The sequence below is a fragment of the Segeticoccus rhizosphaerae genome (assembly GCF_005222685.1).
Lineage (GTDB): Bacteria > Actinomycetota > Actinomycetes > Actinomycetales > Dermatophilaceae > Segeticoccus > Segeticoccus rhizosphaerae.
In genome coordinates this window covers 53265-69372 of sequence record NZ_SWMA01000006.1, presented here as the reverse complement: position 1 = coordinate 69372, position 16108 = coordinate 53265, and the positions used below count along the sequence as shown (strand labels likewise).

15 protein-coding genes are annotated in these 16108 nt (G+C 70.4%); 6 read left to right on the top strand and 9 right to left on the bottom strand.

Features of this window, described 5'->3' with window-relative positions:
* Nucleotides 1-50: 50 nt before the first annotated feature.
* From narH to FCN22_RS06820, 4 genes are read left to right on the top strand one after another with little or no spacing between them, the layout of a single operon-like run.
* Entirely contained in the window at nucleotides 51-1679 is a 1629-nt protein-coding gene (gene narH / locus FCN22_RS06835) for a nitrate reductase subunit beta (protein ID WP_137120801.1), read from the top strand.
* Nucleotides 1676-2305, top strand: coding sequence for a nitrate reductase molybdenum cofactor assembly chaperone (gene narJ / locus FCN22_RS06830; RefSeq protein ID WP_238384565.1), 630 nt, complete (start codon nucleotides 1676-1678; stop codon nucleotides 2303-2305). Before narH ends, narJ begins: the two co-directional genes overlap by 4 nt.
* Nucleotides 2302-3042, top strand: a complete 741-nt coding sequence (gene narI / locus FCN22_RS06825; protein WP_137120800.1) for a respiratory nitrate reductase subunit gamma — start codon at nucleotides 2302-2304, stop codon at nucleotides 3040-3042. Before narJ ends, narI begins: the two co-directional genes overlap by 4 nt.
* Before the next feature lie 53 nt (nucleotides 3043-3095).
* On the top strand, nucleotides 3096-5897 hold the full coding sequence (locus FCN22_RS06820; RefSeq protein WP_137120799.1) for an aconitate hydratase: 2802 nt from the start codon (nucleotides 3096-3098) through the stop codon (nucleotides 5895-5897).
* 40 nt (nucleotides 5898-5937) lie between these two features.
* On the opposite strand, the gene FCN22_RS06815 is transcribed toward FCN22_RS06820, so the two are convergent.
* The 9 genes from FCN22_RS06815 to pdxT all read right to left on the bottom strand — a co-directional run bounded on the left by FCN22_RS06815 (nucleotide 5938) and on the right by pdxT (nucleotide 14011).
* Nucleotides 5938-6471 carry an adenine phosphoribosyltransferase gene (locus tag FCN22_RS06815; RefSeq protein WP_137120798.1) on the bottom strand — a complete coding sequence of 178 codons (534 nt, stop codon included), beginning with the start codon at nucleotides 6469-6471 and terminating at the stop codon, nucleotides 5938-5940.
* Between the two features lie 9 nt (nucleotides 6472-6480).
* On the bottom strand, nucleotides 6481-7731 hold the full coding sequence (gene secF / locus FCN22_RS06810; protein ID WP_137120797.1) for a protein translocase subunit SecF: 1251 nt from the start codon (nucleotides 7729-7731) through the stop codon (nucleotides 6481-6483).
* Complete coding sequence (gene secD, locus FCN22_RS06805; protein ID WP_137120796.1) at nucleotides 7731-9632, bottom strand: protein translocase subunit SecD; 1902 nt, start codon at nucleotides 9630-9632, stop codon at nucleotides 7731-7733. Before secD ends, secF begins: the two co-directional genes overlap by 1 nt.
* Before the next feature lie 13 nt (nucleotides 9633-9645).
* The gene (gene yajC / locus FCN22_RS06800) at nucleotides 9646-9978 is read right to left on the bottom strand and encodes a preprotein translocase subunit YajC (protein ID WP_137120795.1); all 333 of its coding nucleotides are present in this window, start codon (nucleotides 9976-9978) and stop codon (nucleotides 9646-9648) included.
* A gap of 145 nt (nucleotides 9979-10123) precedes the next feature.
* Nucleotides 10124-11248: a Holliday junction branch migration DNA helicase RuvB gene (gene ruvB, locus FCN22_RS06795; RefSeq protein ID WP_137120794.1), complete on the bottom strand. Its 1125-nt coding sequence runs from the start codon at nucleotides 11246-11248 to the stop codon at nucleotides 10124-10126.
* A gap of 17 nt (nucleotides 11249-11265) precedes the next feature.
* Nucleotides 11266-11862 carry a Holliday junction branch migration protein RuvA gene (gene ruvA, locus FCN22_RS06790; protein WP_137120793.1) on the bottom strand — a complete coding sequence of 199 codons (597 nt, stop codon included), beginning with the start codon at nucleotides 11860-11862 and terminating at the stop codon, nucleotides 11266-11268.
* Nucleotides 11859-12407, bottom strand: a complete 549-nt coding sequence (gene ruvC, locus FCN22_RS06785) for a crossover junction endodeoxyribonuclease RuvC (protein ID WP_137120874.1) — start codon at nucleotides 12405-12407, stop codon at nucleotides 11859-11861. Before ruvC ends, ruvA begins: the two co-directional genes overlap by 4 nt.
* Nucleotides 12408-12518: 111 nt before the next feature.
* On the bottom strand, nucleotides 12519-13277 hold the full coding sequence (locus FCN22_RS06780) for a YebC/PmpR family DNA-binding transcriptional regulator (protein WP_137120792.1): 759 nt from the start codon (nucleotides 13275-13277) through the stop codon (nucleotides 12519-12521).
* Between the two features lie 110 nt (nucleotides 13278-13387).
* Complete coding sequence (gene pdxT, locus FCN22_RS06775; protein ID WP_137120791.1) at nucleotides 13388-14011, bottom strand: pyridoxal 5'-phosphate synthase glutaminase subunit PdxT; 624 nt, start codon at nucleotides 14009-14011, stop codon at nucleotides 13388-13390.
* Between the two features lie 192 nt (nucleotides 14012-14203).
* Between pdxT and FCN22_RS06770 the strand changes: the two genes are divergently transcribed.
* Together FCN22_RS06770 and FCN22_RS06765 are read left to right on the top strand one after the other, a co-directional pair.
* Nucleotides 14204-15157, top strand: coding sequence for an ABC transporter ATP-binding protein (locus tag FCN22_RS06770; protein ID WP_137120790.1), 954 nt, complete (start codon nucleotides 14204-14206; stop codon nucleotides 15155-15157).
* Entirely contained in the window at nucleotides 15154-16089 is a 936-nt protein-coding gene (locus tag FCN22_RS06765) for an ABC transporter permease (protein ID WP_202911448.1), read from the top strand. The genes FCN22_RS06770 and FCN22_RS06765 overlap by 4 nt, the downstream gene beginning before the upstream one ends.
* The last annotated feature ends 19 nt before the right edge of the window (nucleotides 16090-16108 follow it).

Below are 16108 nucleotides of genomic sequence, written 5' to 3'. Positions count from 1 at the left end.
TTCGCTCGGCGATTCGCGGAACCCGGTCCGACGGAAGGCAGGTAGAACACATGAGGCCCATGGCGCAGGTCGCGATGGTGATGAACCTCGACAAGTGCATCGGTTGCCACACCTGCTCGGTCACCTGCAAGCAGACGTGGACCAACCGGCCAGGCATGGAATACGTCTACTTCAACAACGTCGAGACCAAGCCCGGGGTCGGCTACCCCCGCCGCTACGAGGACCAGGAGCAGTGGCACGGCGGCTGGACCCTGGACAAGCGGGGTCGGTTGCAGCTCAAGGCCGGTGGCCGGGTGCGCAAGCTGCTGCAGATATTCTGGAACCCCAACCTGCCCTCGATCGACGACTACGGCGACCCGTGGACCTACGACTACCAGACCGTCATCGACGCGCCTCTCGGTGCCCACAACCCCACGGCCCACTCGATCTCGGCGCTGACCGGCAAGGACGTCAACCTCCACTGGGGCCCGAACTGGGAGGACGACCTGGCCGGCGCGCCCGCGCGGGCGATGGCCGATCCCAACCTCGCCGGGCTCGAGGACCGGGTGCGGATGGAGTTCGAGGACGTCTTCATGTTCTACCTGCCGCGCATCTGCGAGCACTGCCTCAACCCGTCCTGTGTGGCGTCCTGCCCGTCCGGCGCGATGTACAAGCGGGACGAGGACGGCATCGTGCTCGTCGACCAGGACCGGTGTCGCGGCTGGCGATTCTGCGTCTCGGGGTGCCCGTACAAGAAGGTCTACTTCAACCACCGCACCGGCAAGGCGGAGAAGTGCACCTTCTGCTTCCCCCGCATCGAGCAGGGCCAACCCACCATCTGCTCGGAGACGTGCGTCGGTCGACTGCGCTACCTGGGGTTGTTCCTGTATGACGCGGACAAGGTCCTCGAGGCGGCTGCCACCCCCGATCCGCAGGACCTCTACGAGGCGCAGCTGTCGGTCTTCCTCGACCCGGAGGACCCGCAGGTCCGCACCGAGGCGGAGCGCGCCGGCATCCCCACCGACTGGATCGAGGCCGCTCGCCGTTCGCCGGTCTACGCCCTCGCCTGCCGGCACAAGGTGGCCCTCCCCCTGCACCCGGAGTATCGGACGCTGCCCATGGTCTGGTACATCCCGCCGCTGTCGCCGGTCGCCGACGTGGCCCACGCCGAGGGGTATGACGAGAACGACCCGGATCGCGTCTTCGCCACGATCGAGTCGTTGCGCATCCCCATGGAGTACCTCGCCAACCTGTTCACCGCCGGGGACACCAGCCACATCCGCCGGGTCCTGCGCAAGCTCGCGGCGATTCGCGGCTACCAGCGCGCCGCCCAGCTCGGCATCGACCCCGCCGACGACCTGCCCGAGCAGGTGGGCGCGTCGCCGGACGACCTGGACGACCTCTACCGGCTGCTGGCCATCGCCAAGTACGACGAGCGCTACGTCATCCCCCCGGCGCACACCGAGGACGCCGGCCGGTTGATGGCCCAGCACGAACAGCTCTTCTGCAGCCTGGACACCCCGGGCGGGCCGGGGATGGGCGGCACCGGCCCCGAGGGCGTCGACGCGTTCCACGGTGGCGCCTCCCCGGGCGCGAGCCACCAGTTCCGCGACGATGCCGGGCGCCAACGGTTCAACCTCTTCGGTTGGGACGGCAGCGGGTCCGCGCCGGGCCTCTTTCCCGAGGAGAGCGCCCCGTGAGACGCCGCAACCCGGCACCCGCGTGGAAGCTGGCCTCCGTCCTGCTGCAATATCCGACCGCTTCGTTCTTCGAGGGCATGGCGGCCCTGGAGGAGGCCGCCGCGGCCACCTCACCGCAAAGCTCGCGCACCGCGTTCGCGACGTTCCTCGCGTGGCTGCGCGACACCCCACCGACCGAGGTGGCACGCCATTACGTCGAGACCTTCGACCTGCGCCGCCGCTGCGCGCTCTACCTGACCTACTACCGCTTCGGTGACACCAGGCGCCGGGGACTGGCGATGATCGCCTTCAAGACGGCATACCGGGTGGAGGGCTTCACCCCGACGGACGACGAGCTGCCCGACTACCTGCCCCTGGTGCTGGAATTCGCCTCCATGAACCGGCGCGGCGCGGAGCTGCTGACCTCCCACCGTGCCGACCTCGAGCTGCTCCGCAAGGCCCTGGACGACGCCCAGTCGCCCTATGCGCACCTCGTGGCGGCAGTCCAGGCGGGGCTGCCCTCGCTCGGGCGGCGGGAGGCTGCCCAGGTGGCGCGGGCCTGGTCGGAGGGCCCACCCGCGGAAGAGGTGGGGCTGGAGCCCTTCGCGCCACCGGAGTACCTCACCGGGACGGAGGCACGGCGATGAGCAGCACGTGGGCATACTTCTGGTGGGTGATCCTGCCCTACGTCGCGATGGCCGTCTTCATCGTCGGCCACATCTGGCGCTGGCGCTACGACCAGTACGGCTGGACCAGCTACTCCACGCAGCTGCAGGAGCGGCGCCGGCTGAAGTGGGGGGCGCCGCTGTTCCACTACGGCACCTTCGCCGCGATCGGCGGTCACGTCCTCGGCATCCTCGTCCCCAAGTCGTGGATCGACGCCATCGGAATCGACGAGCACGTCTACCACCTGTTCTCCGCCACCGCCGGCCTGATCGCGGCCGCGCTGGTGATCGTCGGGATGGGGATCCTCGCCACCCGTCGGCTGTTCGTGCCCCGGGTGAAGGCCACCACCAGCCCGGTGGACTGGGTCGCCATGGTACTGCTGGGGATCATGGTCATCCTCGGGATCGTCGTGACCGCCATCAACGCACCCCTCGGGCACGAGTACCGCGACACCATCTCGATCTGGTTCCGCAGCTTGTTCACCGGCAGTGCGGACGTGTCGGTCGCCCTGCAGGCCCCGCTCTACTTCCAGATCCATGCGGTCGCGGCCTGGCTGCTGTTCCTGCTGTGGCCGTTCACCCGGCTCGTCCACGCCTGGAGCTATCCGCTGTGGTACCTGTGGCGTCCGTATGTCGTCTACCGCAGCCGCAAGGCCACCCCTCCGCCCGAGCCGGGCACCGGCGGACGCAAGTGGCGCAAGATCGGGACGCCCTACTGAACCAACCTGACCAGCCCACCGACCACCTGACCGGCGACCAAGGATGGAGAGCCATGAGCACCAACAGCTACGGGACCGAAGGCAAGCTGGTCGTGGACGACCTGACCTACACGATCCACCGACTGGACCGGATCGAGGGGTCCGCGCGGCTGCCCTACAGCCTCAAGGTGCTGCTGGAGAACCTGTTGCGCTGCGAGGACGGGCACCTGGTGAACACCGAACAGATCGACGCGGTGGCCCAGTGGGACCCGAGCGCAGCGCACGGCCGCGAGATCCAGTTCACGCCGGCGCGGGTGCTGATGCAGGACTTCACCGGCGTGCCCTGCGTGGTCGACCTCGTGGCGATGCGCGATGCCATCACCGACCTCGGTGGCGACCCGACCAAGATCAACCCACTCATTCCGACCGAGCTGGTCATCGACCACTCCGTCATCGCCGACGTCTTCGGCCGGGCGGATGCGTTCAAGCTCAACGCGCAGCTGGAGTTCGAGCGCAACCAGGAGCGCTACCAGCTGCTGCGCTGGGCCCAGCAGGCGTTCCGCGACTTCGCGGTGGTGCCCCCGGACACCGGCATCTGCCACCAGGTGAACCTCGAGCACCTGGCTCGGACCGTCTTCACGCGGGAGGACGGCCAGGGCGGCACGCTCGCCTATCCCGACACCCTGGTCGGCACCGACTCGCACACCCCGATGGTCAACGGGCTCGGTGTGCTCGGCTGGGGCGTCGGCGGCATCGAGGCCGAGGCCGCCATGCTCGGTCAGCCGATGAGCATGCTCGTCCCGCAAGTGGTGGGCCTGAAGCTGATCGGTGAGCTGCCGGCCGGCACGACCGCCACCGACCTGGTCCTCACGATCGCCGAGCTCCTGCGTCAGACCGGCGTGGTCGGCAAGTTCGTGGAGTTCTACGGGCCGGGCGTGGCCAACGTGCCGCTGGCCAACCGCGCGACGATCGGCAACATGAGCCCGGAGTACGGCTCCACCTGCGCGATCTTCCCGATCGACCAGGTGACGCTGGACTACTTGCGGCTGACCGGTCGGGAGGAGAAGCAGATCGCCCTGGTGGAGGCCTACGCCAAGGAGCAGGGGATGTGGCACGACCCCGAGCACGAGCCGGAGTACTCGGTCCGCCTGGAGCTCGACCTGTCCACCGTCGAGCCCTCGATCGCCGGACCGAAGCGTCCCCAGGACCGGATCCCGCTCAAACTGGTGCCGCACGCCATCTCCCAGCTGCTCACCGGCAGCTCCGTCGAGGAGGCCCTCCAGGGTCTGGACGAGGCCTCGAGCGAGTCCTTCCCCGCCAGCGACCCGATCGCGATCGACCACGACAGCCCGGAGGACGAACCGCACACCCCCTGCTCCTGCGAGTCCGCGCACGAGTGGCCCTCCAAGACCACCCCGATCACCCTCGCCGACGGCAGGAGCGCCAGCGTCGACAACGGCCACGTCGTCATCGCCGCCATCACCTCCTGCACCAACACCTCCAACCCCTCGGTGATGGTGGGCGCCGGGCTGCTGGCCCAGAAGGCCGTCGAGCGCGGCCTCGTCAGCCAGCCGTGGGTCAAGACCTCTCTCGCGCCCGGTTCCCGGGTGGTCACCGACTACCTGGACCGGGCCGGCCTGACCCCGTCGCTCGAGAAGCTCGGCTTCAACCTGGTCGGCTACGGCTGCACCACGTGCATCGGCAACTCCGGCCCGCTCATCCCCGAAGTCAGCACGGCCGTGACCGGGAGCGACCTCACCGTGTGCTCGGTGCTCTCCGGCAACCGCAACTTCGAGGGCCGCATCCACCCGGAGACGCGGATGAACTTCCTGTGCTCCCCTCCCCTGGTGATCGCCTACGCCCTGGCCGGCACGATGCACGTCAACCTGCTCCGCGACGCGCTGGGCACGGACCCGGACGGCAAGCCGGTCTACCTGCGTGACATCTGGCCGACCGAGCAGGAGGTCGCCGAGCTGGTCGACGGCTCGCTGCGCGCCGACATGTTCACCACGGGGTATGCCGACCTGTTCGCCGGCGACGACAACTGGCGCAGTCTGCCCGTGCCGGAGGGCGAGATCTTCCAGTGGGACGAGAGCTCCACCTACGTGCGCCGACCGCCCTACTTCGACGGCATGGGCCGTGAGCCGGAGCCGTTGGCCGACATCACGGGTGCGCGGGTGCTGGCCAAGCTCGGCGACTCGGTGACCACCGACCACATCAGCCCCGCGGGAGCGTTCAAGACCGACTCCCCCGCCGGCGCCTACCTGACCGAGCACGGGCTGACCCGGAAGGAGTTCAACTCCTACGGCTCCCGGCGCGGCAACCACGAGGTGATGATCCGGGGCACCTTCGCGAACGTCCGGTTGCGCAACCAGCTCGCACCGGGCACCGAGGGCGGCTGGACTCGCGACCTGACCAAGCCGGACGGTCCGGTGACGACCATCTACGACGCGTCGGTCAGCTACGCCGAGGCGGGCGTGCCCCTGGTCCTGCTGGCCGGCGCCGAGTACGGCTCGGGCTCGTCGCGCGACTGGGCCGCCAAGGGCACCACGCTGCTCGGCGTGCGTGCGGTGCTGGCCACGTCATACGAGCGCATCCACCGGTCCAACCTGATCGGCATGGGCGTGCTGCCACTGCAGTTTCCCGAGGGTGAGAACGCCGACTCGATGGGACTGACCGGTGAGGAGACCTTCACCATCACCGGGCTGGCCGGCGGCGAGAACGTACCCGCCACCGTGCAGGTGCAGGCGGAACAGGACGGACGCAGCCGGTCGTTCGAGGCCACCGTGCGCATCGACACCCCCGCCGAGGCCGCCTACTACCGGCACGGCGGGATCCTGCAGTACGTGCTGCGCCAGCTGCTGGAGGCGCAGTGAGCCGTCCGGAGGGCGGCAGCCGGCCGCTCTGAGGACGACCTCAGATCTCCAGCATGGTGTGGACCCGGCGGTCGGTCAGCTGGTCGCGGCCGCGCAGGAAGCCGATCTCGATGACGGCTTCGAAGGCCACGACCTGGGCACCGGCGCGCTCGACCAGCTCGCAGGTCGCCGCCGCCGTGCCACCGGTGGCCAGCACGTCGTCGACCACCAGCGCGCGCGTTCCCGGCGTGAACGCGTCAGCGTGCACCTCGATCGAGGCGGTGCCGTACTCGAGGGCGTAGTCGGTCGACAAGGTGGCACCGGGCAGCTTGCCGGCCTTGCGGACCGGGACGAAGCCGATGCCGAGCTCGTAGGCCACGGCCGCGCCGAGGATGAAGCCGCGCGCCTCGATCCCGACGACCACGTCCACACTGCCGCGGTGGCGCGAGGCAACGTCACGCACCACCGCGCCCAGGGCCGGTCCGTCACTCAGCAGCGGGGTGAAGTCCTTGAAGACCACGCCCGGCTCCGGGAAGTCGGGGATGTCACGGACGTGACGGCCGACCAGCTCCTCCATCCGCACCGTGTCGGTCATCCTCGCACCTCAGCGCCGGGACTTGGACGACCGCTTGGGTTGGCCCCTCGGTCCGGTCCGGGCGTAGGGGTGCAGCTGCCGGCCGCCGTGCGGGACCTCGTCGGACGACTGCGCCGCCTCCTCGCCGTTGACACCCGAAGTCGCCTCGGCCGGCTGCGCGTCGGCCGGCGATGAAGCTGCCGCTGGGGGCGCCTGCCCCGCACCACCGCTGTCGGTGGACACGTTCCCGTCGTCGTCGAGGACGAGACCGGTGTCGGAGACACGGCGGCCGTGGGCGAGCTTCTCCTGGTACTTCCTCGCGCGCTTGGCGAGGTCCTTCATGCCCGGTTCGCGTTCACGCAGGTCGGCCAGCAGCGGTGTGGCGATGAAGACCGAGGAGTAGGTGCCGGCCGCGATGCCGACGAAGAGCGCGAGGCTCAGGTCGAGCAGGGTGCCGGGGCCGAGGTAGGTGAAACCGATCACGAGGATGGCGCCGACCGGCAGCAGCGCGACCACCGAGGTGTTGATCGAACGCACCAGCGTCTGGTTGACGGCCATGTTGGCCGCCTGGCTGTAGGTCTGCCGTCCGCTCGCCTGGGCCGCCCGGGTGTTCTCGCGGACCTTGTCGAAAACGACGACCGTGTCGTAGAGCGAGTAGCCGAGGATGGTCAGGAAGCCGATCATCGACGCGGGGGTGATCTCGAACTTGAACAGCGCATAGATCCCGACGGTGATGATCAGGTCGTGCAGGAGCGCGACCAGCGCCGACAGGGCCATCTTCCAGGTGCGGAAGTAGATCCCGAGCACGATCGACACGAGCACGAGGAACCAGATCAGCGCACTGATCGCCTTGTTCGTGACGTCCTTGCCCCAGGAGGCACCGATGAAGTTGGCGCTGACCTGGCTCTCGGGCACGCCGAAGTCCTTCGCCAGCGTCCGTTGCGCCGCGTTGGTCTGCGTCTCGTTGAGCTTCTCGGTCTGGATCCGGATCGTGTCCGACCCGATGGTGGTGACCACGAGGTTCTCGGCACCGCCGGTCGCCTCGGACATGGCTTCCTTGGCCTTCGCCTCGAAGTTCTGCGTGGTCGAGAGCCCGGAGACCCGCAGCTCGGAGCCGCCGCGGAACTCGAGGCCGAAGTTCAGCCCGGTGCCGAAGATTCCGATGGCGGCGAGGACCAGGATGACGCCCGAGATGGCATAGAAGAGTTTCTGCCGGCCGACGATGTTCATCGAGCGCTTGCCCGTGTAGAGGTCGTTGCCGAACTGCGCGAAGCTCATCATCAGGCGGTCCCCCCTTCAGCGGGCCGCTGACCCGCGATCGAGACCCGCCCCCGCCCGGCATACGTGATCTTCTTGGCGCCCAGCCGGACGGGGTCGAAGCCGGACCACTTGTGTCCCTGCCCGAAGAACTCGGTGCTCGACAGGATGGTCAGCAGCGGGTGGGTGAACAGGACCACCACCACCACGTCCACGAGCGTGGTCAGCCCGAGGGTGAAGGCGAAGGCCTTGACGCTGCTCTCGGAGAGCACGTAGAGGATGGCCGCTGCCAGGAAGTTGATGCCGTCGGAGATCAGGATGGTGCGCCGGGCCCGGCCCCAGCCGGTTTCCACCGCCGAACGGAGTCGTCGACCGTCGCGGACCTCGTCGCGCACGCGTTCGAAGTAGACGATGAACGAGTCCGCGGTGATGCCGATGGACACGATCAACCCGGTCACCCCGGCCATGGTCAGCCGGAAGTTGTGCGTGTAGCCCAGCAGGGTCACCAGCCCGTAGCTGGAGAGGCCCGCGATCGCCAGCGAGCACACCGTCACGAAACCGAGGGCGCGGTACTGCAGGAGCGAGTAGATCACCACCAGGAGCAGCCCGATCATGCCGGCGATGATGCCCATCTTCAGCTGTTCGCTGCCGAGCTGCGGGCTGATCTGCTCGGAGGTCTGCACCTGGAACGACATCGGGAGGGCGCCGAACTTCAGCTGGTCCGCGAGGAGCTTGGCGGAGTCCAGGGTGAAGTTGCCGGTGATGCTGGCCCTGCCGTCACGGATCACGGCCTGTGACTGGGGCGCCGAGATGACCTGGCCGTCCAGCACGATGGCGAACCGCTTCTGGGGGTCGCCTTCCGGATGCGGCGTCAACCGTGCGGTGACCTTCTCGAACTGCTGGGCACCGACCTTGTCGAAGCTGAGCGCGACCTCGACGACGCTGGTCTGCACGCCGTTCTGACCCGTCTGGTAGCCCGCGCTGGCGTCGGAGATGTGGGCGCCGGTGACCTCGGACGGTCCGAGGATGAACTTCTCCCGGCCGTCCGTCTGGCAGGCCACCATCGGCTTGTCCACCGGCGCCAGGGCCTGCTCACGGCCCTTGGCGGTCTTGCAGTTGAGCTGCTGGTAGGCCTTGGTCAGGGCCGGGGTCACCCAGGCGACGTCACTGGCGTTCTTGGGCTTGGTCTGCGGCTGCTCCTGCCCCGGCGAGGCGGACGCCGTGGGGGTGGCCGTCGAGGCGCCCGAGGGGGTCGCGGTGGCGGTCTTGCTCGCGGTGGCTGTGCCACTGGGGCTCGGCGTGCTGTCCGCGCGCAGCGCCTGAGGGACGGCGGCACCGGCCGAGGACGTCTTCTTCGGGCTCGGCGTGCTCTTCCGTGGCGCGCTGGTGGCCTTGCTCGACGCCGTCGGCGTCGACTTCACGGACGGCGTACCAGTTGCCTCACCGGACGCCTTCGGCGTACTCGTGCCGGAGGGCGCCGGCTGCGCCGCCTGGGGTGACGGGCACCCAGCCGGCACGCCGGGACTGGAGGAGGCGCAGATGACGGCGCGGAAGCGCAGCTGGGAGGACTGCTTCAGGGAGTCCAGGGTGGCCTGGTCGGGGTTGCCCGGGAGCGAGACCACGATGTTGCTCTGACCGAGGGTGGTGACCTCGGCCTCGCTGACGCCGCTGCCGTCGACGCGCTGCCGGATGATGCTGACGGCCTGGGTCACCTGCTGGGAGTTGATCTGCTTGCCACCCTCGATCACGGGAGCGAGGACGATCTGGCGCCCTCCCTCGAGGTCGAGGCCGAGCTTGGGCCGCCACGCGTCGACCGGGTTGCCGGCGCCCGAGGCGGCGACGATGCCGCCGAACAGGCCGAGGATCAGCAGCACCAGCAGCGCGAGGGTCTTCAGCGGTGTGCGGTTCTGGGGTTTGATCGCCACGAGTTGGGGAGTCCTAGTCGGTGGAAGGCTCCGAGTCGCCGTGGGCGACACTCGGGGCGGGCTTGCGCAGCACGGCGCGTCGGTCGAAGCGGACGTTCACTCCGGGGCTGATCTCCAGCGTCACGATGGCGTCATCCATCTCGACGATCCGACCGTGGAGCCCGGAGGTCGTGGAGACCTCGTCTCCCACGTCGAGGCTGGCCTGCATCGACTCCATGTCGCGCCGGCGTCGCCGCTGCGACATGAACATCCAGCCGATCAACAGGATCGGGATGGCCAGGATGAGCAGGCTACCGAGCCCGCCGCTGCTACCTGACGAGGATGCCTCGGGGACGAGGAACGGCATGTGTGAGTCCTTCTAGCTGGTGCGGGAACCGAACGTGGTCCGGGCGCAGTACCCCGGTGATGACCGGTGTGGACCGGTGCGCAGAGAACGAGTCTATGTGAGCCTCGGCCCAGCGCCAAAGGGCGCGTCGTCCGGCGCGCCGGGATCAGGCGCCGAACCGCCCGTCACCACCCAGCGGCAGGGTCGGCGTGTCGCTGCCGGGCGGCGGGGTGAGGCCGACGTGCTGCCAGGCGAGGGGGGTCGCCGCCCGGCCCCGGGGGGTCCGCAACATGAAGCCCTCCCGCACCAGGAACGGCTCGGCCACGGTCTCCACCGTGTCCGGCTCCTCCCCGACGGCGACGGCCAGCGTGGACAGTCCCACCGGCCCGCCCCCGAACCGCCGGCAGAGTGCCTCGAGCACCGCGCGGTCGAGCCGGTCGAGGCCGCGGTCGTCGACGTCGAACAGGGCGAGGGCGGCGTGGGCGGCGTCGCCGTCGACGACGCTGCGGCCGTGCACCTGGGCCCAGTCACGCACGCGCCGCAGCAGCCGGTTGGCGATGCGCGGAGTCCCCCGCGACCGGCCCGCGATCTCCGCGATGCCCTCTGGCACCGCCTCCACCTCGAGCAGGACCGCGTTGCGGGTGAGGATCCGCTCGAGGTCCTGCGTCGCGTAGAAGTCGAGGTGACCGGTGAAGCCGAAGCGGTCGCGCAGCGGAGCGGGCAACAGTCCCGCGCGGGTCGTGGCACCGACCACGGTGAAGACGGGCAGCTCGAGCGGTATGGCGGTCGCCCCAGGACCCTTGCCGACGATCACGTCGACCCGGAAGTCCTCCATCGCGAGGTAGAGCATCTCCTCGGCCGCGCGGGACATCCGGTGGATCTCGTCCAGGAAGAGCACCTCACCCTCGGTGAGGGAGGAGAGTATGGCGGCCAGGTCACCGGCATGCTGGATCGCCGGGCCACTCGTGATCCGGATCGGTGCCTCCAGCTCGCTCGCGACGATCATGGCGAGCGTCGTCTTGCCGAGGCCGGGTGGGCCGGACAGCAGGACGTGGTCGGGCGGGGTGCCGCGCCGACGAGCCGCCTCGAGGACCAGGGCGAGCTGGTCGCGCACCCGCGTCTGTCCGGGGAAGTCGGCGAGCTTGCGCGGCCGCAGGGCCGCCTCGATCCGGTGCTCCTCGTCGTCCAGCGGCTCCGGCCTGGCATCGACGATGCGCGCGGTCGCGTCGCTGGAGCCGTCCGCATACCGGTCGCGATCGGTCTGCTCGCGCCGTGCGTCTCCGTCCTCCATCCGTCCCATCCGCCCTGTCAACGGCCCAGCTCACGCAGGGCGGCACGCAGCAGGCCCGAGACGTCGCCGCCGTCTCCGGCCTGGCCGGCCACCGCCTCCACCGCGTCGTCGGCCTGCTTGGCCGACCAACCGAGTCCGACGAGCGCCTCGCCGACCTGCGAGCGCCAGGGCTCGCGGCCCGCCGCCCGCGCCGGCGTGCCCGGGGACGCCTCGCCGGCGACCACCTTGTCGCGCAGCTCCAGCACGATCCGCTCGGCGCCCTTCTTGCCGATGCCGGGCACCTTGGTCAGGGTGGCCAGGTCGCCGCCGCTGATCGCCCCCCGGAGCACGTCCGGCGGGTGCACCGCCAGCATGGCGAGGGCGAGCCGCGGTCCCACTCCGGAGACGGTCTGGACCTGCTCGAAGAGGGCGCGCTCGTCGGCGTCGGCGAAACCGTAGAGGGTGAGCGACTCCTCACGCACGACGAGGCTCGTGGCCAGGGTCGCCTGGCTCCCACGGCGCAGGTCGGCGGCCGTGCCCGGTGTCGTGTGGACGAGCAGTCCCACCCCGCCGACCTCGACGATGACGGAGTCGAGCCCGACGTGCTGCACGGGGCCGCGGACGGAGGCGATCACCGGCCCACCTTCGCACGTCGGGCGGCGACGGCACGGCGCTGGGCCGCTGCCGCCTGCTGCAGCCGGTCCTCGGCGCCGCCACGCCATACGTGGCAGATGGCAAGGGCCAGTGCGTCCGCGGCGTCGGCCGGCGTCGGTTGCGTGTCCAACCGCAGGATCCGGGTGACCATCGTGGTCACCTGCGCCTTGTCGGCACGGCCGCTGCCGGTCACGGCGGCCTTGACCTCGGTCGGGGTGTGCAGCGCCAGCGGCAGCCCGAGCCGTGCGGCGGCAAGCATCGGGATCGCCGACGCCTGAGCGGTGCCCATCACGCTGGCCAGGTTGGCCTGGCTGAAGACCCGTTCCACGGCCACCGCGTCGGGCTCGTAGCGGCGCATCCAGTCGTCGATCTCGGTCTGGATCGTGAGCAGCCGCTCCTGCACCGGGTCACCCGAGGGCGTGCGGACCACACCCACGGCGACCAGCCGCAGGGGTGAGCCGACGCCGCCGTCCACGACCCCGATGCCACAGCGCGTCAACCCCGGGTCGACGCCCAGCACCCGCACGGCCTTCTCCTCGTCCTCGCCGAACACCTGTTCGCTCCGAACGTACCTCGTGGGTGCCTCCGCACGCCGCTGCGACGCGCCGTCCGGGTTGCCCGCGCCGTGTCCTCGGCCTCAGTCCTCGTCGTCGAGCTCGGCCAGCACGTCGTCGGGGACGTCGCCGTTGGCCCAGACGTTCTGCACCTCGTCACTGTCCTCGAGGGCCTCGATGACGCGGAACATCTTGCGGGCGCCGTCCACGTCGAGCGGCACCTCGACAGTGGGCACGAAGGACGCCTCGGCCGAGTCGTAGTCGATGTCGGCAGCCTGCAGCGCCTCGCGCACCGCGACGAAGTCGGTGGCCTCGCTCAGGATCTCGAAGGACTCCCCGAGGTCGTTGATCTCCTCGGCACCCGCGTCCAGGACCACCTCGAGCAACCGGTCCTCGGTCAGCTCCTCCTTGGGGACGATGACCACGCCCTTGCGGTTGAACAGGTAGGAGACTGCCCCGGGTTCGGCCAGGTTGCCGCCGGCGCGCGTCAGCGCCGTGCGCACCTCGGCCGCGGCCCGGTTGCGGTTGTCGGTGAGGCACTCGATGAGCACCGCCACTCCGCCGGGCGCGTAGCCCTCATACGTGATGTTCTGCCAGTCGGCGGCACCGGCCTCGGCGCCGCTGCCGCGCTTGACCGCGCGGTCGATGTTGTCGTTCGGGACACTGGTCTTCTTGGCCTTCTGGATGGCGTCGTAGAGGGTCGGGTTGCCGGCCGGGTCACCGCCGCCGGTGCGGGCCGCGACCTCGATGTTCTTGATCAGCTTGGCGAACAGCTTGCCCCGCTTGGCGTCGATCGCCGCCTTCTTGTGCTTGGTCGTCGCCCACTTGGAGTGGCCGCTCATGCGTGTGCCTTCCCGCGGCTCATGCGCTCTCCCTCGTCTGCCGTCCTGTCATCGAGCCTGCCCGATCCTACCCGCGCCGCGCGCGGCTGCTGTGCCCCACCGCAGCAGGGTCAGGGCACGACGCGACGGACCAGACCCACGAAGTACTCGTGCACGCGAGCGTCCCGGGTCACCTCGGGGTGGAACGACGTCGCGACGATGTTGCCCTGCCGCACCGCGACCACGCGCCCGGCCGCCTCACCCTCCTCGACCCGAGCCAGCACCTCCACCTGCGGCCCGAGATCCTCGACCCAGGGAGCTCGGATGAACACCGCGCGCAAGGGATCTCGGACCCCGTCTCGCAGGGCGGGCATGTGCAGGTCGTGTTCGAACGAGTCGACCTGACGGCCGAAGGCGTTGCGCCGCACCGTGATGTCGAGGCCACCCAGGGTCTCCTGGTCCGGCCGGGCGTCGGCGAGCCGGTCCGCGAGCATGATCATGCCCGCGCACGAGCCGTAGGCCGGCATACCCCCGGCCAGCCGCTTGCGCAGTGGCTCCTGGAGGTCGAAGGCCCGCACCAGCTTGTCCATCGTCGTGGACTCGCCACCGGGGATGATCAGGGCGTCGATCGACTCGACCTCGGCCGGCCGCCTGACGCCGACGGCCACGGCGCCGAGCTCGCCCAGTACCCGCAGATGCTCGCGGACGTCACCTTGCAGCGCGAGGACGCCGATGCGGACAGGAGATTCGCTCACGGTCGCAGCGTATGCCGACCGGTCGCCGCCGCGCGCCCCGGTCCGGTGGGCGGGCGCGGGCGAGCCTCACGTGAGCGGCCGGCATACATCGAGGTGATGGCCGGTCGCCGCCCGAATACCCCGCTCGGCGTAGTCGCAGAGCCGTCCGGTGGCCGACGCGGGAGTGGTGCGGTGGCCGCGAGGCTGTCCGGCATGACACAGGACATCGTGGTCACCGACCACCTCACCCGACGCTACGGGTCGCACACCGCCGTCGACGCCGTCAGCCTCACCGTCCGGCGCGGTGAGGTCTACGGGTTCCTCGGGCCGAACGGCGCCGGCAAGACCACCACCATGCGCATGCTGATCGGGCAGGTGCGCCCGACGTCCGGCACGGCAAACGTGCTCGGCGGGACACCTGGCGATCCCCCGGTGCTGCGCCGGGTCGGCGCGCTGATCGAGGGTCCGGGCTTCTATCCCTACCTGTCCGGCCGGGACAACCTGAGGGTGCTGGCCCGGTACACCCGGTTGTCGGACGCGAGCGTGGACCTCGCACTCGAGCAGGTCGACCTGAGCGGCCGCAGCCGCGACCGGTTCAGGTCCTACTCGCTGGGGATGAAACAGCGGCTCGGCGTCGCCGCCGCCTTGCTCGGCGACCCCGACCTGCTGATCCTCGACGAGCCCACCAACGGGCTCGACCCGACCGGCATGGCCGACATGCGCGCGCTGGTGCGACGGCTCGCCACCCATGGGCAGACGGTCATGCTGTCCAGCCACCTGCTCGACGAGGTGCAGCAGGTCTGCGACCGGGTCGGCGTGATCAACCACGGCCGGCTGCTCGCCCAGAGCACGGTCAGTGAGCTGCGGGGTGCGAGCGGCGTGCGGCTACGCGCCGAGCCGGAGGACGCGGTGCACGCCGTCCTGTCCCGGGTGGCCCCCGGCCGCGTGCGCCGCCTCGACGACGGCACCATCCGCATCGAGCAGGACGCCGCCTCCATCCCCGCGCTCACCCGCGACCTGGTCCGGGGCGGGGCGGACGTGTTCGAGATCGCGCCGGTCGGCCGCACGCTCGAGGAGGTCTTCTTCGAGCTGACCGGCGACGCGGTGCACGCCTCTGACGTGCCGCCGACCCTGCCCACCCTGAGCGACGAGGAGGTCGCGTCATGAGTCGCCCCACCCAGACCGCCCCATCAGGCCCTCCCCCGAAGCCACCTCGCAGTCCCCGCTCGTCCCTCACGCGGCGCTTCACGGGGGTCCCCGGCCTGAGTGCCACCGTCCGCGCGGAGCTGCTCCGCCTCGCCAAGTGGCCGACCACCTGGATCATCACCGGCGTCTGGCTGGCCCTGGACCTCACCTTCGGCTACGTCATCGGCTACCTCCAGTACCGCTCGGCGGCCGACTCCGGGGACCGCAGTGCTGCAACGCTGCTCGCCGAGCTGAACCTCGACGCGGTGCCGCAGGCCCTGACCTCGGGATTGCCGATGTTCGGCGGCGCGCTGGTTCTCGTCATGGGCGCCCTGGCCACCGGCAGCGGCTACGGCTGGGGCACCTGGAAGACCGTCTTCAGCCAAGGTCCCGGACGACGGACCGCCCTCTCCGGCACCGCCGTCGCGCTCGGCCTCTGGCTGGCGTGCCTGGTCCTGCTGACCCTCGTCCTCGACATCGGCGCGAGCGCCGTCACGATGGCGATCATCGGTAGCCCGGTCGCGTGGCCGACCGTGCTGGCGGTGCTGCAGGGGGTGGGCGCGGCGCTGCTGATCGCGGCGATGTGGACCGCCGGCGGCGCGCTGGTCGGGGTGCTGGCCCGCGGCCCCGCCCTGTCCGTGGGCCTCGGCCTGGTCTGGGCCCTCGTCGTGGAGAACCTGCTGCGCGCCGTCGCCTCGGCGCTCGGCCCGCTCGAGGTGGTCACCGACCACCTGCCCGGGACGGCTGCCGGCTCCCTGGCCGGTGCCCTCGGCTCGACTCCGGTGGGTACGGAGGGCGGCACCCCCGGAGTCCTCACCACGCTCTCCGGGACGTCGGCGACGGTGGTGCTGTCCGTCTACGTCGTGGGTTTCGTGGCGGCACTGCTCATCGTGGTCTCCCGCCGCGACGCCTGACACCCGGTTTCGCCCGCCC